We start from the raw sequence: 21594 nt of genomic DNA, 5'->3' as shown, positions 1-21594 counted from the left end.
ACAAACAATAGGATTGCCACATAAAGGTCTGCTGATTATCCAAAAAACAGGGTATTGCTATCTGCATGTGTATCCTTTCTTTGCGAGCTACTTTAGATTAAACGCCTCGTTCCTGTAAACGCCGAACTTTGGTATACAGGAAGTACCTGCGAGCAGCAATGCTTCCCAAGGGAAGAAACAGTAGCGCACTGCTCAGGATGTGGAAAGTATTATGCGCATCTAGTGAACTGACGAGCTGGCGTAGCAACAAAACCACGATCAAGAGAATGCTGCTGGCCAACGATCCTTTCAACATAATTTTCCCAGACTCCGGATGAATTCGAATCCGTTCCAAATAGGCTCGGCATGCGCCAATACCACAACCGATCACTAGAAAAAGAATATATAGCAGCATACTACTCACGGTCAACGTTGTTTGGGCTATGCTGGTAAACACTACATACGCTAGAATGGCAGGTAAAAGCCATAAACGCGTGGTATTTACTTCTTTTTCCTTAAGCGATAACAGCAGGACAATTACAATTACAATCAGAATATTCATCATGTTTGTTTCCTCACTTTCTCCATGTGTTCTTCGGTGTACATTTAGTTTATCCGAATTCACTATGGATTAAGTCCACCCATAGATGGATTGAATCACTTGTTCACATCCATCGCCAGGCTTAACACACCATTCCCCACACTTACTTCATTCATCCTTGGGTAGCTATGTTATAATAAAACAGAATAATCCAAGCGAGGTGAAGCCAATGAAATGGGAAGAGATTACCGATTTACACCCAGGTCGTTTTGTACTGGTGGAAGCAATCAAGGTAAGCTCAAGCAACCGTGTGCGTCAATTAGAGGATATGGCGGTCATTCAAGACTACGATAATCCGCAAGAGGCGTGGAACGGCTATAAAGAGCTACACAAGCTCCACCCGACTCGTGAGCTATATGTATTTCATACGAGCAGAAACGATGTTGAGGTCGTAGAGGAGTTTTTCTCAGGAGTGCGGCAGCGAACATGAAGCTACAACTGCTACATGGCTTGCCCATCGTTTCTTTGACCTTAAGCCATAAAGAAAAATCCATCATTTTGCACAATGTTCTATTTGATACAGGCTGTGCGGCAACCGTCTTTGATACTGATGCATTAGCTGCAATAAGCATCCACATTGATTTTATTAATGGACGAGCCAAGCGGATGTATGGAGTAGGAGGAACAAGTGAAATTTGCTATGAACAGCATATCCCCGACCTTTGCATTGAACATATTGTTCTGACTGATTTTCCAATTCAGCTTGGTTCGATTCAAGAGCCTTATGGCTTTGATGGAATTGTTGGGATTGATTTTATGATAAGAGCGAAATGCAAAGTGGATTTTGAATCCATGGATATAGTGCTTGAAAAATAGACCAAATGATTCCGTCCGTCTATGGACAACAATCACTTGGTCTATTTTTATATACAGCGTCTTATGCTAATTGCACTGTTCCTTATTGTCTGATTCCAAATCCTGCAACGACAACCCAAAGGTCGTCATCACCTGAATATCACCATCTCGACTCACTTGAATTTCAGATAATAGCTAGCATCGACAGATCACTCACTGACGGATTGGTTGATGCTTGATATTATAAAACCCGCCACTGGTCTATCCAGGGCGGGTTACTTATTGTTATTTATAAACGTTGAAGTTCTGTCTCTTTCAGTCGTTCATTCCGGTAAGGAGATAATAGTGAAGGCCAATCCGTTTGAATAATGTCGATCTTCTTCTCGATTATTTTTCCCCAACCCAGATCAGGGCTTTGAATAATCGATGTATCATCATCCAAGCCGCCGTATAGGACAGTGTCATCATCCAGTGTAATGGCGTTGGCCCATACAAAAAGATTTTGCTCATGAAGTCTTTCTATAACGTTGTCCTGGAACAGCGGGTCGCTGTCTGTCTTCACGATCAATTCCATACCCACCAGATTAATATTGGTGTAAGACAACACGGTCTCGATCTCCTGGGCAGAGTGAATAATCGGCATAAACATATACTTTTTCTCGTAAGTATCGAAAAATTCCAGTGTTTCCTTACTCACAGGTCCTTTTAAAAGCAACTGATTCATCATGTCATATTGGTCCAGAATCTCCACCAGCTCAGGCCAGAAATCCCAGGCACGGTCGATGTTAATCAACGTATCACCTTTTAAATGAGGCAACACCTGCTCCAGACGATCCAGCTTGGTGTTCGTACGACAAAATAAACTATTGTAGTAAGATAACCCGTCAATTCGGGAAGAATCCATCGTGGTGATATTATCAGTCTCGTTCAGCAGCCGGGGCTCTCCGCCATCATGAAACAAGTAGATTGCGCCATCTGTCGATTTGGCCAAATCGATTTCGATCATATCGCCGCCCTGCTGCAGTGCGATTTTAAACGCGGGAAGCGTATTTTCAATAATATTGCCGCCGAAGCTTCCTCTATGTACGGCAATCAAAATTCCTCGTTCATTAAAGCGTTGATTAAGCAACCCATTGATCTTGCTGAATATTGCTTTTCCAAACATCTAAATGTGCCTCCTGCTCCTGAGTGTACTGGATTCAAATTCATCTTATCAAATTAATTGGAACGTGTCAATTTAGAGTGATTTGAACATACTATAGACGTCCTTTCATCTTTTTACAAATCTCTTATTGAACGTAAAATTTATTATAGTTATGATGAAGGAATATGGGCTCAGCAGAAAATCAGTGTTTTACTTAACGTCGAAACGGAGCGGAGGGGCGAAGGGATTCTGGAGAAGCGTAGCGTTCGCCTTTAAAGACCGATTTCACCCCCTCTATGCTTCATTCCAGAAATCGGGCTTTAACAGCGATCGGAAGAACCCTTCGCGCCCGTAGCGGCTGCTAGCACGTAGTAGTTCAAGCACTGATTTTATTTGAGCCAAAAAAGTAGGAGGATTGTAACATGGCTACAATCAAGGATATTGCAAAAGCAGCCGGCGTCTCGCATGGAACGGTGTCCAATGTATTGAACGGAAGAGGCAACGTCAGTGCCAAGAAGATCCGGCTGGTAGAAGAGGCTGCCCGGCAGCTTGGATATAAAATCAACTACAAGGCGCAGTCCCTGCGTTCCGGCGTAACCAAATCAATCTCCATCATCATTCCGAGCATTGAATCAGAGGAGTATGCCCAACTGTACAAGGGTCTGGATAAGACGCTGACCGAATGGGGCTATCGCACCCATCTCTACATAACCTACGATCTGCAGCTGAACGAACAAAACATACTGAAGGAAATTGCCGAAGAACGCGTTACCGGAATTATCACCATCTCTTGCCTGGACGATGCCTCTATCTATTACAATGAACTCAATATTCCGAAAGAGAATATTCTGTTTGTGAATCGGAAAATTAAGAACAGCAAGGCATTTGCTGCTTTTGACTTCGTACAGGCCGGGAAAGATGTTTCAAGCTACCTATCAGAACAAGGGTATCAATCGATCGGGATTTTTGTGGATGAACAGAAATATTCAAGCGAGCAGCAGTTCGCTGAGGCTATAGCGGAGAACATGAAGCAAGCTTCGGTCAAAATAATCGCTTCTCCCATGGGGCAGTCGTATAGCAGAGCGTTTGAATTTTGGGAAAATGGGACGCCAGACATTATTGTGACATCCAGCCTGAGCCGGGCTCAGCTCCTGAAGAACGCTCATTACTACGGTTCCGATGATTCGCAGCCGCCGATCCTATGCCTGACGCCAACCGAAGCAGCTTTTGACGACCAGTTCATCAAGTATCAGCAAAATTATCAGCTGTTCGGGCATCATATTGCCGACTCTTTAATGAAGCAAGTGAACGGACAGGAAAAAATTGCGAAGCATACGATTTTCCCGAACAACGGATTAGAGCTGGTAAATTCGCCGACAGTGAACGATCAAAGCGGGGCAAGCCTGACGATGCTAACGATCCCCAGTCCGACAACAGATGCGCTGAAGAAGCTACTCCCTCATTTCAGCAAGAAAACAGGCATTCATGTATCACTCGCCATTCACACCTATGAGGAGATTTATCAAATCCTGTCAGAAGCTTCAGGCAATTCAGGTTATGATATCGTCCGGATGGATATGGCGTGGTTATCTTGGTTCGGTAAGACGTCCTTTCATCCGCTCCACGGTCTGGACGAGGAATTCGATGAGATTATTGATGCCCTCCCGCTTCACATTAAAGACAACTATATGAATGTCGAAGGGGTCGCATACACGTTTCCTTTTGACCCCAGCGTTCAGATGCTCTTCTACCGAAAAGATTTGTTTGAAGATCAGATGATCAAGCGGATGTACTTTGAAAAATATAAAGAGCAGTTAACGGAACCCGCAGACTATGAAGCATACACTAAACTGGTGACCTTCTTCACACAGTCCTGCTTCAGTCAGTCTCCGACACCGTATGGTACAAGCGTGACGCTTGGCAGACCGGAAATTATCGCGCTTGAGTTCCTGACCCGCTATTACGCTGAGGGCGGCCGATTATTAAACAGCAATGGGATGACGCTGGACTTGCCGAAGGCTACGCAAGCGCTACACAACTTTATAGAAACGTTAAACGTAGCTCAGAAATTGGATGAAGCCTGGTGGGGAGAGTCGGTCAATAGCTTTGCCAGGGGCGAAACGGCGATGGTCATCGGCTTTATGAACCATGTCTCGCGTATAGCGCACAGTGATGTCGGCTCTTTTATCGGCTCGGCGCCTGTTCCGGGGAATGCTCCACTACTTGGTGGTGGCGTAATCGGGATTTCGAAGAACAGTAATAAGATTGACGCCGCCATTCAGTTCATGAAATGGGTCAATCAAACTGAAATTGCGGAGCAGATCAGCCTACTTGGGGGGACAACTGGCAAGACAGAGATCAATAACAATTATACAATCCGCACGCTGTACCCTTGGCTTCAGGATGCGAGCAAATGGAGCGCTCAGGGGATCAGGGAAACCAAAACTCTGGACGGCACAGGAATTAACACCAAGAAGCTGGAACTGGTAATCGGGTTATCTCTTGAAAAAATGCTGACAGGCGTGCTGAGTGTTGAGCAAACGATCGATGAGATGAATCGTCAGCTTGCTGATTTTTCGGAAAATAAAGAAAATGTGCACAGCGATTAAAAATTGTTTGACACCGAATTAATGGTTGCAACTCATGAATTAGAAAAAAGTGCAGAGCATGAGGACCCTTCCTCTTCTCCGCACTTTTTTATTATGATGAAAGCTATGTTATCGTTCGGCTGATTTGGTAGAGTATGACTATTAAGATATTTTCAATTGATACCGTACATAAGACACCGTAGAGTTTTTATTAAAGGGAATATTATGAGGAGGTTTTTCAATGGATAAAATTGCAATAATTTCGGATATTCACAGCAACCGTCTCGCGCTGGAAGCCGTGTTGGCGGATATCAAAAGCCGAGGTGTTCAACATATCGTTCAGCTTGGGGATGTAATCTACGGCCCACTTGATCCGCTTGGAACAACTGAGCTGCTAATGAGTTATCCCAATATGATACACATTATGGGCAATTGCGATCAAATTTTACTGACTGCAGCCACCGGACAACGTACGTTTGATTTTGTCAAACCACTGCTGACATCCGTGCATGAAACATGGCTAAGTACATTCCTGCCCACATGGACTTATAAGGATTTATTGTTCTGCCACGGTACACCTTATTCCAATCACCATTATCTGTTGGAGGAAGTAACAGCAACAGGAGTAAAACTTAAAGACCCAGCGAAACTTCAAAAGGAGCTTGCGGAATGCTCTAGTCGATTAATCGTATGTGGGCACAGTCATATGGGACGAAGCATGTATCTGCCAGACGGAAAGTTTATCGTCAATGCGGGCAGCGTTGGCCTCCCTGCTTATGATGACGAGTTGCCCTATCCTCATCAAATGGAATCGGGTTCCCCGCATGCTCGCTACTTACTATTGGAAGGGATGGAGAGTCACTGGACAGTGTCACATATCCAGGTGCCTTACAACTGGACTGAAGCTGTACAGCTAGCTCGATTCAATGGGCGAGAGGATTATGCAATCGCCATCGAGACGGGGTACATGTAAGTTTTACCAAAAAAACAGTGGACTACCCACTAGATCAGTCGCTGTTTTTATTTGCATCGCACAAATCTATTTTTTACTGCTTCATATGGCGATAAGTATTTCCCTTAAAAACGACCAATGGCTTCGCCCTCTGAAAACAAAGGGCGAAGCCATTGGTTAAAAATTGTTTTTCTGTAATTCTAGACGATCCTAAACACTGGCGGCTTACTCTTCCGCCTTCTCCTCCTCATCAATCATACCTGCGAACAAAGCATGTACGAACTGCTGGGAATCGAATGGTTGTAGATCTTCCATTTTCTCACCCAGTCCAACGAGCTTCACCGGAAGGTTCATCTCCTGGCGAATCGCTACAACGATACCACCTTTGGCTGTTCCGTCCAGCTTGGTCAAGACCAGACCAGTTACACCGCTTTTCTCGCCAAAGAGCTTGGCCTGAGTTAACGCGTTTTGCCCAGTTGTCGCATCCAGTACCATCAGCACCTCATGCGGTGCACTTGGGATCTCACGCTGGATGACGCGGAAGATTTTGTTCAACTCTTCCATCAGGTTGCTCTTATTCTGCAATCGGCCTGCGGTGTCGCAAATCAAGATATCCACATTACGCTGCTTCGCGGCCTGCACGGCATCGTACATAACTGCTGCCGGATCGGAACCCGCCTGCTGCTTAATCACGTCCACACCTGCACGCTGTCCCCATACTTCCAGCTGTTCAATGGCTCCCGCACGGAAGGTATCGCCTGCGGCAAGAAGAACTTTTTTACCTTGTTGTTTGTAGCGGTGCGCCAGCTTGCCGATCGTCGTCGTTTTACCAACACCGTTAACGCCGACGAAGAGAATAACGGTGATACCGTCAGGGTTCTCTTTCAGGCTGTTGTCATCGTCTCCACGCAGCAGGTCCATCAGCTTGCCTGACAGAATCGGCCGCAGCTCTGAGGCGTCTTCGATCCGCTGTTTCTTGACCTCTGCACGCAGCTCTTCTACCAGTGTCATAACCGTATTGACGCCTACGTCAGCACCGATCAGAATTTCTTCGAGCTCCTCGTAGAACTCCTCATCAATTTTTTTGCGACGGGTAATCAGATCTGCTACCTTCTCGACGAACCCTTGACGTGTCTTCTCCAGTCCGTCGCGGAATTGCTTGGTTACACTCTCCGTTTTGCTGGCGATGCTTTCTTTTAGTTTTCTAAAAAAGCTCATTGTCTTCCCCCACTCCACTCATATTGCAAAGCTTGTTCATCACTTTCTCTGTCGTGTCAGGCTACATATAGTTGCGTTCAACCGCAACTCTCCTGCATTAAGCAATCTCCGCTTCCTCATCCTCCAGCTTCACCGACACCAGCTTGGATACGCCGCCTTCTTCCATCGTGACCCCGTATAGCACATCTGCTTCCTCCATTGTGCCTTTCCGGTGGGTAACAACAATGAATTGCGTCTGCTCTGAGAACTCACGCAAATACTGGGCAAAACGTACCACATTGGCTTCATCTAGTGCGGCTTCGACCTCATCCAGTACACAGAACGGTACCGGCTTGACCTGCAGAATGGCGAAGAGTAGGGCCATTGCTGTAAGTGCACGCTCTCCACCGGAGAGCAGCTGCAAGTTCTGCAGCTTCTTCCCTGGTGGCTGAGCGACAATGTCGATTCCCGTATCCAGCATATGGTCTGGGTCCAGCAGCTGCAGATCGGCTCGGCCTCCGCCAAACAGCTTCGTGAACACAGTCCCGAACTCCTTGCGGATGGCATCAAAGGTCTGCTTGAAGCGCTTCGACATTTCCTCTTCCATCTCACGGATCACGTGATACAAGGTTGTCTTAGCTTCCACGAGGTCATCCTTCTGGCCACTCAGGAACGTGAAGCGTTCATGTACACGCTGATATTCCTCAATAGCGCCCAGGTTGACTTCACCAAGTGTAGAAATACTGCGCTTCAGACGCTGTACTTCCATCTGCGTGGCAGGGACATCTTCTGGAACCGGGTAACGCTGTTTCGCCAGTTCATAGCTCAGCTCGTAATCGTCGCTCAGTTTGCGCAGAATGTTGTCCAGTTCCACATCGAGTCTACCAACAGCTACCTCTGTAGAGCGCAGTTTGTCATCCACGACCTTCAGCGCCTGCCGCTGATCCTTAGTCTCGCCTTCTTCCAGCTCCAGCTTGCGGGTCAACGCAGACCGCTCAGCACGGGAGAAATCCAGTTTCCCGGCTGTTTCTTCCTTCTTGATCCGGTAGCTGTTCATATCTTCCTTCTGCTTGACGGCTTTAAGCTCATTGTCGGCAAGATCTTGTTCAATCGTATTCAGCAAATTCCGATTCTGACGCAGTTCTTTATCCTGTGAGCCGACATCCTGTCTCATCCGGCGGAGCTGTTCCTCCAGGGAGAAAATCTCCTGATCGAGCTTCCCTTCCGCGACCTTCATACTAGTCAGCTTGCTCTGTAGCTCTTCCTTGGCTGATTCGTTCGCTTTGCGAGCAGATTCGGCATTGCGGATGGCCTCATGAGCATCCTTCTCTTCCTTTTCCAGCCGTTCCAGCTCGGCCGTAGCCTGCTTGCGCGACTCTTCCAGGTTGCGAGCTTCAGTCTCAAAGCTGCTGCGTTGTGCGCCAGCACTTTCAACCTGTTCCAGCACATGACGCAGCTCCTGCTCCAGCTGTTTCAAGTCGCCGGAAACACGTTGTTCTTCAAGCCGCTTCTCGTCCCCGCCATGGCGCAGATCCTCCAGCTTCGTGCTAGCCTTCTCCTGCTCCTCGCGAAGACGGTCAATGCCCTGCTTCAGCTTGACAATCTGCCGTTCCGTCTCTTCAATCTCGCCGCTCAGCTGATCCAGCTGACGTTTACGGCTCAGCAAGCTATTGTTCTTCTTGTGCTGACTACCACCGGTCATCGAACCGCCGGCATTAACAACATCGCCTTCAAGGGTTACGACCCGGTAGCGATACTGACATTTCGCCGCAATCCGGTTGGCTTGCTCCAGACTTTCGGCAATGACCACATTGCCAAGCAAACTGCCCACGATGTTGGCATATTGGTCATCGAAGCCGACAAGTTCGGAACCGATCCCGACAAAGCCCTCTGCACCTTCCACCAGGCTACGGTCACTACCCGTAATCTGCCGTGGACGGATAACATCGAGTGGCAAGAACGTTGCCCGACCAAGCTGGCGCTGCTTCAGAAAAGCAATCGCTTGACGGGATACCGCCTCATTCTCCATCACGACATGCTGTAAAGACGCTCCCATGGCGGTCTCTACTGCCAGCTCTAAATTCTCAGGTACCGAGATCAGCTCGGCAACGGCACCGTGCACCCCGCTCAGTTGGCCTTTACGGGCACCCCTGAGCACTTCTTTGACCCCAAGCATGAAGCCATCGAAGTCATCCTGCATTTCCTTCATGGTCTCATGACGAGAGACCTGAGCTTCTCGCTTCTGTTCCCACTTGCGTAAGCCCGCTCCGGTCTCTTCGATCAACTTCTGCCGCTTGCTGAGCTGCTCGCTCTCGGAAATATAGGCATTGCGCAGCTCGCCAAGCTCCTTGCCGAGAAGAGCAATCTTATCCTTGAGCCCCTTCTGGGCAGAAATCAACTCTTCATGGCGAACATTCCACTTGTCGCCTTCTTCCTCGCTGCGACTCATCCGCCGTTCCAGGTTCTCCTTCTGCTGATCCGCATAACGGATTTCATTGCGGGCCTGGGCCATAAGGTTCATCAGCTCCAGCAAGGCGCTTTTGAGCTTCTCTTCCTTACTTTGGCTGATACCGTCCGCAACGCCTTCCAGCTTCGCTTCTTCATCACTCAGTTGGCCCCGCAGCTCAGCCAGCGCCAGCCTGGACTGCTCCAGCTTCTGCTCCAAGGCAGCCAGCTCACGCTGACGATCCGCTGAACGCTCACCTACAGAACCGAGCGTAAGCAGTAACTGTTCACGGTTGCTTTCCAGGTTCCGGTGACGTTCTTTAAGCACCTCGCCCAAGCCTTCGCTTTTCTCATAGGCTTCACTGTAGCGCAGTAACTGCTCCTGCTGCTCCTCAACCTGTGCCTCAAGCGCTCGCAGGGCGGATCGACCGCTCTCAAGCTTCGCATCATGAGCAGAGACTACTGTCGCCAGCTCTAACTGCTCGTCACGCAGCTTTTCAAGCTTCGCATTGCCTTCCTGCCAGGACGTATGAATGCCTTCAATCTGATGCACATAGACCGAGATTTCCAGCTGTTTCAACTGCTCACGCAGTTCCTTGTAGCGGATCGCCTTCTCGGATTGCTCCTTCAGCGGACCCACCTGATCCTCCAGCTCACTAAGCAGGTCATGGATACGGAGCAGGTTCTGCTCAGTCTCATCCAGCTTGCGGCCAGCATCCTTCTTGCGCGATTTGTATTTGACAATACCTGAGGCTTCTTCGAAGATTCCTCGCCGATCCTCGGAACGGGTACTGAGAATCTCCTCAATCCGGCCTTGTCCAATAATGGAGTATGCTTCCCGTCCGATCCCTGTGTCCATGAACAATTCCGTGATGTCCTTCAGGCGGCAGGACTGCTTATTGATCAAATATTCACTTTCTCCGCTGCGGTGAACACGCCGGGTTACTGTGACCTCGCTGAAATCAAGCGGCAGCGTATGGTCTTCATTGTCCAGCGTCAGCGAGACTTCACCGTAATTCACTGCTTTGCGTGCATCGCTTCCGGCAAAAATGATATCTTCCATCTTGCCACCGCGCAGCGATTTGGCGCTTTGTTCACCAAGCACCCAGCGGATGCCGTCGGAGATGTTACTTTTGCCGCTGCCGTTAGGCCCAACTACAGCCGTAATCCCGCGTACAAACTCCATTTCCGTCTTGTCGGCAAATGATTTAAAGCCCGCTAATTCAATCCGTTTCAAAAACATGACTCGCCAATCACCTCTGACCCATTATACCATAGCGTTCAGCACCCTAAAACAATCTCACCTGTGCCTGTGTTTCTTTAGTTTCTTATATTTCAAAAAAAAGAGCAGCAACGGTCTGACCTCCGCCTATACGCCGGCATTCAGACCATTGCTGCTCTCTCCCATCGGCCACCACTTTCGAAGTGGTAGCAGGTGCATTATCAGGCACCGTCTTCCTTGAGACGCAACAGCGCCGCTGCTGCTGCTTGCTGCTCCGCTTCTTTCTTGGAGCGTCCGCTTCCCCGGCCAAGTGAACGGCTGGCCATGTATACCTCGGAGACAAATTCGCGCTCATGCGCAGGTCCCCGTTCTTCAATGATCCGATATTCCAGCGTACCCATGTTGTGATGCTGAATCAGTTCCTGCAGTTCCGTCTTGAAATCGCTAATCTGCATCTGAAGCTTGCCGTCCGTTTCCACAAGAGGGAAGACATGGTTATCCAGGAAGGAGCGTGCTGCCTCCAACCCCTGATCCAGGTAAAGCGCTCCCACGAAAGATTCGAACACATCTGCAAGCAGGGCAGGGCGAGTACGTCCACCCGTAAGTTCTTCCCCTTTTCCCAGGAGCACATACCGTCCAAAGCCCAGACTTTCAGCGAACTTGACCAATGATGGCTCGCAGACAATTGCGGCCCGCAGCTTGGTCAGTTCTCCTTCTGGCCTGTCCGGCAGCAGATTATACAGATACTCGGAGACTGTCAGCTCCAGGACAGCGTCGCCCAGAAATTCCAGACGTTCATTGTCCTGATGCTGATTAAATCGGTGTTCATTCACGTATGACGCATGGGTAAAGGCCTGCTTCAGAAGCACAGAATCGTGAAATTGGATTTGAAGTTGATGCTGTAACTGCTTCAGGTCTCCTTTCACCGCACTGTCCCCTTACTGATTGAATTTTTTCAAAATAACGGTTGCGTTATGTCCACCGAATCCGAATGAATTCGACATTACAATGTTCAAGTCCGCTTTGCGCGGAACATTCGGTACATAATCAAGATCGCATTCCGGGTCTTGATTGTCCAGGTTGATGGTTGGTGCAATCATACCGTTCTGCAGAGAAAGCCCACAGATGATTGCTTCCACCCCGCCAGCTGCGCCGAGCAGGTGACCTGTCATCGACTTAGTGGAACTGATGGCTACCTTGTAAGCATGATCTCCAAGTGCCTTCTTAACAGCTTCAGTCTCCGACTTGTCCCCAACCGGAGTCGATGTACCATGAGCATTGATGTAATCAATCTCCTCTGGCTTAATGCCAGCATCGCGGATGGCCATCTTCATGCAGCGTGCCGCTCCGTCTGGATCTGGCTCTGTCATGTGATGCGCGTCACCACTGAGACCGTAACCAATGACTTCCGCGTAAATCTTCGCGCCGCGCTTTTGTGCATGCTCCAGCGATTCAAGAATCAGGATTCCTGCGCCCTCACCCATGACAAACCCGTCACGGTCAGTGTCAAACGGACGGCTTGCCTTCTCTGGCTCGTCGTTGCGTGTCGACATCGCTCTCATTGCACAGAAACCGGCCATACCTGTCGGGCGAATAGTCGCTTCTGCACCGCCACAAATCATAGCATCCGCATCCCCGCGTTGGATCAACCGTAGAGATTCCCCAATAGAATGGCTACCCGTTGCACAAGCAGTTACTGTTGTTGTGTTCGGGCCCTTAGCGCCGAGGTTGATAGATACTTGTCCAGATCCCATGTTGGCGATCATCATCGGGATGAAGAACGGGCTGACACGTTTAGGTCCCTTCTCAAGCAGAAGGTTATGTTGATCTTCCCATGTACCAAGTCCGCCAATCCCTGAACCGACAGCTACGCCAATCCGCTCAGCGTCGATATCTTCGCCAATCTTCAGGCCACTATCCTTCAGTGCCTCTTCGCCGGCTGCTACTGCAAACTGTACAAACCGGTCCATCTTGCGGGCTTCTTTGCGGCCAAAGCGCTCTTCCGGATCAAAATCTTTAATAGAAGCTGCAATTCTCGTTGGGTATTCACTAACATCAAATGCTTCCACCAAGGACACTCCGGATTTGCCATTCATAAGACTGTCCCAGAAGGTATCCAGATCCTTGCCCAATGACGTCACTACGCCCATTCCGGTAATAACCACTCTATGACTCAAACGCAATCACCTCATCTGTTAACTGTAAAATCAAACTTATATAAACTGCAATTTCCGCAGCAGAATAACGCATCTGCGGTTCAGTAATTATCTTCATAAGCGGCGCTCATAAGCACCTGCAAAGCCCATTAAGATGCAAAAATGAGGAGAAGTCCCGCCTTAGCAGGATCGGGACTCTCAATCATATGACTCTAGGTATGAGATTGTATGTACTTCACAACTTCACCCACGGTCGTAATCTTCTCTGCATCTTCATCAGAGATTTCCATATCGAATTCATCTTCCAATTCCATAACCAATTCTACTACATCAAGAGAATCAGCACCTAAATCATCTTTGAAAGACGCTTCTAATGTTACCTCAGCTTCATCGGCACCTAAGCGGTCGATGACAATGCGCTTTACACGCTCCAATACATCGGACATCCGGTTCACCTCCTCTTTTGGTATTATACGAGATATGAAGTCAAAATGCCATAGACGGTTATAAACGCTTTCCGGCTTCCTCAAATCCCTTGTCCAGCAAGGCTTTGGACCCATTTCGGGGCTTACATGTACATACCGCCATCCACATGAAGTGTCTGACCTGTCATGTAAGCAGCCCCTTCGGAAGCCAGGAATACTGTCGCATTAGCGATGTCTTCCGGCCGTCCCAGGCGAGCCAGCGGAATACCTTCCACCAGTCCGCTGCGGACTTCCTCGGACAGCTCACGGGTCATATCGGTATCAATGAAGCCCGGTGCGATACAGTTCACGGTAATTCCCCGTGAGGACAGTTCACGCGCCGCAGACTTCGTCAGGCCGATAATGCCTGCTTTGGCTGCCGAGTAATTGCTTTGACCAGGATTCCCTGTCACACCCACAACCGAGGAGATGTTAATGATCCGTCCGTAACGTTGTTTCATCATCGGACGTGTAGCTGCCTTCAGACAGTTGAACACGCCTTTGAGATTCGTTTCGATGACCTGATCGAACTCTTCCTCTTTCATGCGCATAATCAGATTATCCCGGGTAATGCCAGCGTTATTGACAAGAATGTCAATCCGCCCCCAGGTGTCCAGCACCTCTTTCACGAGCTGGTCTGCCTGCTGAGCATTGCCGACATTGCCCCGAAGAGCTATGCCCTCCGAGCCCAGCTCGACAATCCGCGCCACAGTCTCCTGTGCCGCTTCTTCACTGCCGGCGAAGTTGACGGCCACCTTCACGCCTTGCTCCGCCAGCGCCAGCGCAATGCTGCGACCAATGCCGCGCGAAGCGCCGGTAACGAGGGCTGTCTGGCCCCGTAATGCTGAGAACATAGTTTTATCCCCTTTCATTAGATATGCTTCCTGCTATTATCACACCTAATCAGCGAGCAGCTTACCAGGATGTTTGCGCACTCTCCAGGCTATTGATGTTGACGAGCTTAACGCTCTTGTCAATTTTACGGATCAAGCCTGTCAGTACGCTGCCGGAACCAATCTCTACAAAAGTGTCTACACCTTCGCTAATCATCCACTCTACACTATCATGCCACAATACTGGTGAATACACCTGACGAACCAGCAATTCACGAATTTCTTCAGGATCACTGACCGGTGATGCTGTGACATTGACAACGACAGGGACGGATGGCGTATTGAACGTAATATTCTTCAGTTCGTCGGCCAGACGATCCGCCGCTTCTTTCATTAAAGAAGAATGGAACGGTCCGCTGACTTCGAGTGGAATGGCCCGCTTACCGCCGGCTTCCTTGACGCGTTGCACAACGCTCTCTACGCCGGCTTGAGAGCCAGATACAACGATCTGTCCCGGGCAATTCACATTTGCCAGTTCTACCAGACCACTTTCTTCAGAAATACTGCGGCACAGTTCTGCCAGCGCTTCACGCTCCGCACCAAGCACCGCGGCCATAGCCCCTTGTCCACCTGGTACAGCTTCTTCCATGAAGCGACCGCGCAGGCGCACAAGTCTAACGGCATCCTCGTAGGACAGAACACCTGCCGCTACAAGCGCGCTATATTCCCCAAGACTGTGACCAGCCACATAATCCGGCTTCACACCAAGTCCGCGTAGCGCCTCAAGATACGCCACACTCGCTGTCAGCAGCGCAGGTTGAGTGTTCACTGTCTGCTTCAAATCACTGTCCGGGCCTTCGAATACCAGCGTGCTCAGTGGAAATCCGAGTACCTCGTCCCCCTTGTCGAATACTGCACGACTATCCGAGATTGCCTCATACACATCTTTACCCATGCCAACTGCCTGCGCACCTTGCCCGGGAAAGACAAATGCAATTTTACCCATAATGTTGATCCCCTTCCCGTAAAAGGTAGCAGCCAAACTCCGCGCGGTCTACCCTTTATCTTCTTCAGTTCAACGTTATATTACCATACCAGAACGGATGCGCCCCATGTGAGGCCTCCGCCGAAGCCGACCATAAGTACTTTGTCGCCTTCCTTCATCCGGCCTTCTTCCGCCGCTTCAACCAGTGCAAGCGGGATGGAAGCTGCCGATGTATTGGCATATCTATCTACATTGATTACACATTTCTCTGGTGGCAAGTCCAACCGCTGCATGGCCGACTGAATGATACGGATATTCGCCTGATGCGGCACGAACAGATCCACATCTTCTTTGCTCAGACCAGCTTTGGTAAGCACGCGTTCTGTAGCCGTCCCCATGATGCGGACCGCGAACTTGAACACTTCACGACCATTCATGTAGATGTAGTGCTTCTTGTCCTCCACAGTGCTATGCGAAGCTGGGAGACGGGACCCGCCCGCTTCTTGTTTGAGAAGATCGCCGCCGGAACCTTCAGCACCGAGATCAAAGGACTGGAAGCCGCGACCTTCCGGCACCTCACCGATAATTACCGCACCCGCACCGTCACCGAACAGCACGCAAGTGTTGCGATCAGTATAATCCGTAATACGAGAAAGCGTGTCGGCGCCAATAATCAACGCGTTGTTGTACATTCCGTTCTGAATAAAGCCCACAGCTGTTGCCAGACTGTATACGAAGCCTGAACAAGCAGCGGACAAATCGAAGGCTGCAGCACCTTTCGCTCCAAGCTTATCCTGCAGAATGCAGGCTGTCGAAGGAAATGAACTGTCTGGCGTAATCGTTGCTACGATAATCAGATCCAGATCTTCCGCCTTCATCCCAGCGGATTCCAGCGCTTTCAGCGAAGCTTCATACGCCAGATCAGAGGTTGCTTCATGTGGAGCTGCAATATGGCGTTCCCGAATACCTGTCCGGCTCACAATCCATTCATCATTGGTGTCCACGATCTTTTCCAGGTCACTGTTGGTCAGGATCTTCTCGGGCACATACTTTCCTGTTCCAATAATCCCAACTGGCCGCAAATTCTTCATCTAGTCACTCACTTCCCGCTAATTTCCTTGGATATGCTTGGCACAAGATCAGCCTGAAGTGCAATGCGCGCCTGACGGACCGCATTCTTGACCGCATTGCCGTCGGATGAACCATGGCCTTTGACGACCAGTCCACTAAGACCGAGCAGCGGCGCACCGCCGTGTTCCTTGTAATCCATCTTGCCTTTGAGACTCCGCAGTTCAGGCATCAGCATCGCTGCACCGAGCTTGGTCTTAAGCGATTTGCTGAATTGCTCCTTCAAAAGTGAGAAGATCGCCCCTGCTGTCCCTTCCAGCGATTTCAGCAATATATTGCCAGCAAAGCCGTCACAGACGAGCACGTCGCAGTTGCCTGTCAGTACATCACGTGCTTCAACGTTCCCCATAAAATGAATACCTGGCACATTCTCCAGCAGCGGATAGGCTTCCTTCGTCAGTTCATTGCCCTTCCCTGGCTCTGTACCTACGTTAAGTAACCCGACTCGCGGCTTGGCAATTCCATGCACCTTGTTGCGGTAGATGCTGCCCATCAGGGCGTACTGTGCCAAATGCTGAGGCTTGGCATCCATATTGGCGCCAAGATCCAGAGCAAGCACACCGACATCGTCCAGCGTTGGTATCATCGGTGCCAGTGCAGGACGCTCGATGCCTTCCATCCGACCTACAACCAGTAACCCGGTAGTCATAAGAGCCCCCGTATTACCGGACGAGATCATGGCGTCGGCTTCTCCTTCGCGCACCATACGTCCGGCAACGACCATCGAGGAGTCCTTTTTGCGTCGTACCGCTCTTACAGGTTCTTCATCTGCCTCAATAACCTCTCCTGCATGACGCACCGTCACGTTAGACGGCATATTCTTCAGCAGTGGTAACAGTCTGGCCTCATCTCCGACGAGCACCAGCTGTGTATCCTGCCACTCCGCGGCCGCGGACAATGCACCCTCTACGTTACATTCAGGAGCATTGTCCCCGCCCATGGCATCAATGGCGATCCGCACTGCGGTTTCCCCCTTCGCTGTTTTCTTCAACTGCAGACCGATACACGATAAAATGGCCCTGAAACACCATTTCCTCACCAACATATGTGAATACATCCACTTCAGCCTTACCGCCACGCCCGGCGAGCGAACGCACCTGAGCTTTGGCAATACATTTCTCACCCAGATGAATCATACGCAAGAAACGAATATCAGCTGAAGCCGTCAGGGCAATCTCATCGTTGATCACGGCTACTGCAAGCGAATTGGCTTGGGCGAATACGTAATGTCCGCGTGCAATGCCATTTCTGGAGAAGACATGATCCTCACGAATCTCAAATATGGAAATGCCGCTCCTGTCGAGCTGCAAGTCTACTATATCCCCGACCACTTCATCCGCAGGCAGTGAGCGCACCTGATCATAGGAATGCTCAGCCATCTGCTTCATACGCTCACGCAGCTCCGGAATTCCTAGCTCCATTCGATCCAGACGAACCGTCTGGATACTTACCTTCAACTGCCGGGTCAATTCCCGATCAGTCATGAAAGGATTGCTTCCGATAATCTGAAGCATATGCTGCTGACGATCCTTTTTAGACATCCGCTCGATGGCGACTCACCTCCTGGCACGTGCTGAAGACAAAAGCATCCGGCCACACAATGACCGCTGTCCATATGGATATAAAATCTTATAAGTTCATTTTAGAACCAGGTACTAATATGTAGTATAAAGCATGCCGCCGGAAAAATAAAGCATTGACTTCCAGAGCGGCTTCTCATCTGTATCTATACTATGTAACTTGAGGTTAAAAGAAACGCCCTCCTCTTATAATAAAAGGAGAGCGCTCGTCATCTCGCCAAAAACTATTGCTTGATGATTTCTCTTGCTTTGTACGTTCCGCACACTTTGCATACGTGGTGAGCAAGCTTCAATTCTCCGCATTGTTCACATTTAACCATGCCCGGCACAGCCAATTTAAAGTGAGTGCGACGTTTGTCACGGCGTGTCTTGGACGTTCTACGTTGAGGTACTGCCATGTGATTCCACCTCCTAATTTGTTTTAACCCGCGAAGCGCGGAAGACAGGTTCATTCAATGTATCATTTGAAAAAGTCTTTCAACCCAGCAAGTCGAGGATCGACTACTGTGTTGTCGCAACTGCAGGTGCCTTCGTTCAAATTTTGTCCGCAAGTCTGACAAAGACCAAGACAGTCTGCCTTGCACAATGCCGAATCCGGCAAGTGCAGTACGAAAGTTTCTTCCAGGTACGGAACAAGATCCACAATCTCGTCCTTAACGTAGATGAGTTCATCATCTTCGTCTTCCTCCGGAAGATCTGGCTGCTTCAGCCACTTGAAAGTCTCGGCAAAAGGAATCTTCAAATGACTATGAGCCTCATTGAGACAGCGGCCACATAACATGTCCACATCTCCACTCAGCGTACCCACCACGTTCACCTGATCGGTACCCGCGGGCAGCGCATTAAGGTTAACTGAGAGGGGGCTAATGTCCAGAATATCCTTACGCCCTCTGACTACCTCGCTTACATCCATAGTTTCATGGATCTGCAAGGGTTCGTCGGCATTCGCAATTTTGCGAAAGTGAATCTTCATCAGTATCACTCCAAACAAACAAAAATTATTATACCTAGCATTGGTTAGCTTTGTCAACCATTTTCCCTTTATATTGTTTCAGAAAAGACGGAGAATTATGATATAACTATTGGCAGGAGCCAAAAGCCGACTATTATAACAATACAGGAGTGAGGTACCGGTGACAACGGTAGGTATTATTGCAGAATACAATCCTTTACATAACGGGCATGTTCATCATTACAGAGAGGCGAAAAAACTCTCCGGGGCCGAGCACACTATCGTAGTGATGAGCGGCCCCTTCACCCAGCGCGGCGAGCCGGCGGCGGTGAGCAAGCAAGCCCGGACAGAGATGGCGCTCCATATGGGCGCCGATCTCGTGATTGAGCTGCCGGTGGCCTATGCCGTTCAACCGGCAGAATGGTTCGCCTACGGGGCCGTGGCCCTGCTGGAAGCGACCGGGGTCGTGGACAGCCTGTGCTTCGGGTCCGAAGCAGGCACTTTGGGCTCGCTGCTGCCCCTCGCGGCATACCTTGCCGAAGAGAGCAGCGAGCTTCAGAGCGAAATCCGCCGCCGCATGGCGCTCGGAGAGAGCTTCCCCGCCGCCTACAGCGCAGCGGCGGCGGCCGCCTGGGAAGGGTTTCTCCTGGGAGAGGAGAAACCGGAAACCGGCGCGGCTGAGCTTCTGCGCCAGCCGAACAACAGCCTCGGCTTGCATTACCTCATCGCCCTCCGGCGGCTAAAGAGCAAGATCACTCCGCTTACTGTGCCGCGGACCGGCGCAGGCTTCCATGATCCGCTAGAGCCTGGCTCCTCGATCGCCAGCGCCACGGCTATCCGCCGGCTGCTGCAGGAAGGTGGTTCTCCGGCGCCATATATGCCGGAATACAGCCTGTCCATCCTGGAGCGCGAAGTCGCGGCTGGCCGCGGCCCACTGGACTGGGAGAGCTTCCGCAGCCCTCTGCTCCATCTGCTCTCCACCCGCACCGCAGACGAGCTGCGGGCCTTCCATGACATGAATGAAGGGCTGGAGAACAGACTGCTGCGCGTCATGCCTGAGCTGGAGCAGTTCCGGGTAGAGGACCTGCTTCAAGCGGTGAAGAGCAAACGCTACACCCGTACTCGCCTTCAGCGCCTACTACTCCATCTTTTGCTGGGGCATAGCAAGGAGGAATTGGCCTCTACCGTATTGGCTGAGGGTCCCGGCTACATCCGTGTGCTCGGATTTCGGGAAAGCGGTCGGCCCCTGCTCAAAAAAATGAAGCAAAGCGCCTCCCTGCCCGTCGTCCTGCGACCTGCGCTTTGCCCTCATCCTCAGCTTACCCGTGATATTCAGGCCGCTACTGCATATGCTGGTGCCTTCAGGCAGCCACTGCGTGCGGACCTATACCGCGATTATCTGGAGCCTCCGGTCAGGGTTTGACCGGAAGCTTTTTCATATAGTCCAGTGCTTCTGTGAGCGTAGATACGGGTACCAGCTTCATGGCTGTGCTGATCTTGTCTGCTTTCTCCTTAGCCTCATCGTAATTCTTAACAGGCACGAAGAAAAACTCCGCTCCAGCCCGGTCGGCAGCTACAATTTTGTGTTTCACCCCGCCGATTGGTCCTACCGTGCCATCTGCATCGATGGTGCCAGTTCCGGCTACCCGGTGGCCTTTGGTAAGATCACCAGGCGTCAAACGGTTGTAGATTTCCATAGTAAACATCAGACCTGCCGAAGGACCGCCAACATCAGTGTTTACAAAGCTTACGCTTTTGCCAGGGTCCTTGGGCTCCACCCTCTGAACCGCACCAATGACCACACCAAGGCCTGGACGTCCAGCCGCCGCGTCTTTATCTTTGACCTCCACAAGCGTAACTTCTTCCTCCAGCTTCTTGTCCCCACGCTGCAATGTAACTTTCACCTTATCGCCAATACTCCGCTTAGATAGCAGGGTAGAAAGGGCCGCCGGATCGGTTACCGCATGGTCATCCACATTCAATATCTTGTCTCCCGGCTGGAACTGGCTCTTATTGTCCTGGTTAGGAACAGAGAACACGTAGAGATAGTCCGTAATGTCTTTATACGGAATGCCTGCTGCATGATACGCCGCCTGCACTGCCAAGGACTGAGAGCTGTTCATATAGTAGACCTGCTCGGCTGCATATTCCGCTTCCGTCTTATCTCCAAGCCGCGTATCCTTGCGGGCAATCTCTGCATTGCTGTTGAACATGTTGGCCACGAGCAACGCCACATTGGCATAACTGGCCGAAACCGTCGTCATCATGAAGGTTCCTTGTTCGGCGGGATCACCATTCTCCACCTTAATCATCGGAGCGACCTCCGAAGCGCTGCCCGGCTGGTACATGATGTATGGCGTACTCATAAATACAAATACATAAACGACCACAATAAACGTGCAAAGGTAGACTATAGAGCGAAGTCCTGCCCGGCGCTTCAGTTGTTTCACGGTTGTTCCCTTCTTTCCCCTGACTATAGCCTAAAACATATAAATCCTTATATTTTCAAAAAAACACCGCCACCAGCCTTTGGCATGACGGTTGTCTCCCCTGCATAAATTGATAACATTACT

Annotated in this window: 20 protein-coding genes; 5 read left to right on the top strand and 15 right to left on the bottom strand. The window is 50.1% G+C overall.

The window, feature by feature from the left end; all coding sequences use genetic code 11:
- Nucleotides 1-97 precede the first annotated feature (97 nt).
- Nucleotides 98-544: a CcdC protein domain-containing protein gene (locus tag ACFORK_RS08355; protein ID WP_379197602.1), complete on the bottom strand. Its 447-nt coding sequence runs from the start codon at nt 542-544 to the stop codon at nt 98-100.
- A gap of 205 nt (nt 545-749) precedes the next feature.
- Between ACFORK_RS08355 and ACFORK_RS08350 the strand changes: the two genes are divergently transcribed.
- Together ACFORK_RS08350 and ACFORK_RS08345 are read left to right on the top strand one after the other, a co-directional pair.
- Nucleotides 750-1010, top strand: coding sequence for a hypothetical protein (locus ACFORK_RS08350; protein WP_379198552.1), 261 nt, complete (start codon nt 750-752; stop codon nt 1008-1010).
- Complete coding sequence (locus tag ACFORK_RS08345; protein ID WP_379197600.1) at nt 1007-1396, top strand: pepsin/retropepsin-like aspartic protease family protein; 390 nt, start codon at nt 1007-1009, stop codon at nt 1394-1396. Before ACFORK_RS08350 ends, ACFORK_RS08345 begins: the two co-directional genes overlap by 4 nt.
- A gap of 268 nt (nt 1397-1664) precedes the next feature.
- Here ACFORK_RS08345 and ACFORK_RS08340 read toward each other — a convergent pair whose 3' ends face one another.
- A complete protein-coding gene (locus ACFORK_RS08340; protein ID WP_379197598.1) occupies nt 1665-2540 on the bottom strand; it encodes a glycerophosphodiester phosphodiesterase family protein in 876 nt (291 codons plus the stop codon).
- 401 nt (nt 2541-2941) lie between these two features.
- Here ACFORK_RS08340 and ACFORK_RS08335 point away from each other — a divergent pair, with 401 nt between their 5' ends.
- Entirely contained in the window at nt 2942-5128 is a 2187-nt protein-coding gene (locus ACFORK_RS08335) for an extracellular solute-binding protein (protein WP_379197596.1), read from the top strand.
- A 220-nt stretch (nt 5129-5348) separates the two neighbouring features.
- On the top strand, nt 5349-6080 hold the full coding sequence (locus ACFORK_RS08330; RefSeq protein WP_379197594.1) for a metallophosphoesterase family protein: 732 nt from the start codon (nt 5349-5351) through the stop codon (nt 6078-6080).
- Between the two features lie 204 nt (nt 6081-6284).
- On the opposite strand, the gene ftsY is transcribed toward ACFORK_RS08330, so the two are convergent.
- From ftsY to ACFORK_RS08270, 12 genes are all read right to left on the bottom strand, one after another.
- Nucleotides 6285-7277: a signal recognition particle-docking protein FtsY gene (gene ftsY, locus ACFORK_RS08325; protein WP_379197592.1), complete on the bottom strand. Its 993-nt coding sequence runs from the start codon at nt 7275-7277 to the stop codon at nt 6285-6287.
- Nucleotides 7278-7374: 97 nt separating this feature from the next.
- Nucleotides 7375-10944, bottom strand: a complete 3570-nt coding sequence (gene smc / locus ACFORK_RS08320; protein ID WP_379197590.1) for a chromosome segregation protein SMC — start codon at nt 10942-10944, stop codon at nt 7375-7377.
- 200 nt (nt 10945-11144) lie between these two features.
- Entirely contained in the window at nt 11145-11849 is a 705-nt protein-coding gene (rnc, locus tag ACFORK_RS08315) for a ribonuclease III (RefSeq protein WP_066369703.1), read from the bottom strand.
- Nucleotides 11850-11861: 12 nt separating this feature from the next.
- A complete protein-coding gene (fabF, locus tag ACFORK_RS08310; protein ID WP_379197587.1) occupies nt 11862-13100 on the bottom strand; it encodes a beta-ketoacyl-ACP synthase II in 1239 nt (412 codons plus the stop codon).
- A gap of 191 nt (nt 13101-13291) precedes the next feature.
- On the bottom strand, nt 13292-13525 hold the full coding sequence (locus ACFORK_RS08305) for an acyl carrier protein (protein ID WP_019911228.1): 234 nt from the start codon (nt 13523-13525) through the stop codon (nt 13292-13294).
- Between the two features lie 122 nt (nt 13526-13647).
- Entirely contained in the window at nt 13648-14397 is a 750-nt protein-coding gene (gene fabG, locus ACFORK_RS08300; protein WP_379197585.1) for a 3-oxoacyl-[acyl-carrier-protein] reductase, read from the bottom strand.
- Between the two features lie 61 nt (nt 14398-14458).
- A complete protein-coding gene (fabD, locus tag ACFORK_RS08295; RefSeq protein ID WP_379197583.1) occupies nt 14459-15382 on the bottom strand; it encodes an ACP S-malonyltransferase in 924 nt (307 codons plus the stop codon).
- Between the two features lie 80 nt (nt 15383-15462).
- On the bottom strand, nt 15463-16452 hold the full coding sequence (locus ACFORK_RS08290) for a beta-ketoacyl-ACP synthase III (protein ID WP_379197581.1): 990 nt from the start codon (nt 16450-16452) through the stop codon (nt 15463-15465).
- Nucleotides 16453-16460: 8 nt separating this feature from the next.
- A complete protein-coding gene (gene plsX, locus ACFORK_RS08285) occupies nt 16461-17450 on the bottom strand; it encodes a phosphate acyltransferase PlsX (RefSeq protein ID WP_379197579.1) in 990 nt (329 codons plus the stop codon).
- Entirely contained in the window at nt 17434-18030 is a 597-nt protein-coding gene (gene fapR, locus ACFORK_RS08280; protein WP_379197577.1) for a transcription factor FapR, read from the bottom strand. Before fapR ends, plsX begins: the two co-directional genes overlap by 17 nt.
- A 263-nt stretch (nt 18031-18293) precedes the next feature.
- Nucleotides 18294-18467, bottom strand: a complete 174-nt coding sequence (gene rpmF / locus ACFORK_RS08275) for a 50S ribosomal protein L32 (protein ID WP_026263995.1) — start codon at nt 18465-18467, stop codon at nt 18294-18296.
- Between the two features lie 62 nt (nt 18468-18529).
- A complete protein-coding gene (locus tag ACFORK_RS08270; protein ID WP_379197574.1) occupies nt 18530-19042 on the bottom strand; it encodes a YceD family protein in 513 nt (170 codons plus the stop codon).
- Between the two features lie 160 nt (nt 19043-19202).
- Between ACFORK_RS08270 and ACFORK_RS08265 the strand changes: the two genes are divergently transcribed.
- The gene (locus tag ACFORK_RS08265; RefSeq protein ID WP_379197572.1) at nt 19203-20444 is read left to right on the top strand and encodes a nucleotidyltransferase; all 1242 of its coding nucleotides are present in this window, start codon (nt 19203-19205) and stop codon (nt 20442-20444) included.
- Here ACFORK_RS08265 and ACFORK_RS08260 read toward each other — a convergent pair.
- Complete coding sequence (locus tag ACFORK_RS08260) at nt 20434-21471, bottom strand: SepM family pheromone-processing serine protease (protein WP_379197570.1); 1038 nt, start codon at nt 21469-21471, stop codon at nt 20434-20436. The two genes, ACFORK_RS08265 and ACFORK_RS08260, sit on opposite strands and share 11 nt — an antisense overlap.
- Nucleotides 21472-21594 lie beyond the last annotated feature (123 nt).

This window comes from Paenibacillus sp. GCM10012306 (genome assembly GCF_042649265.1).
In the GTDB taxonomy this organism is placed as follows: domain Bacteria; phylum Bacillota; class Bacilli; order Paenibacillales; family Paenibacillaceae; genus Paenibacillus_AQ.
Note: the sequence above shows the minus strand (reverse complement) of the source record. Positions and strands in the feature narration are given on the sequence as shown.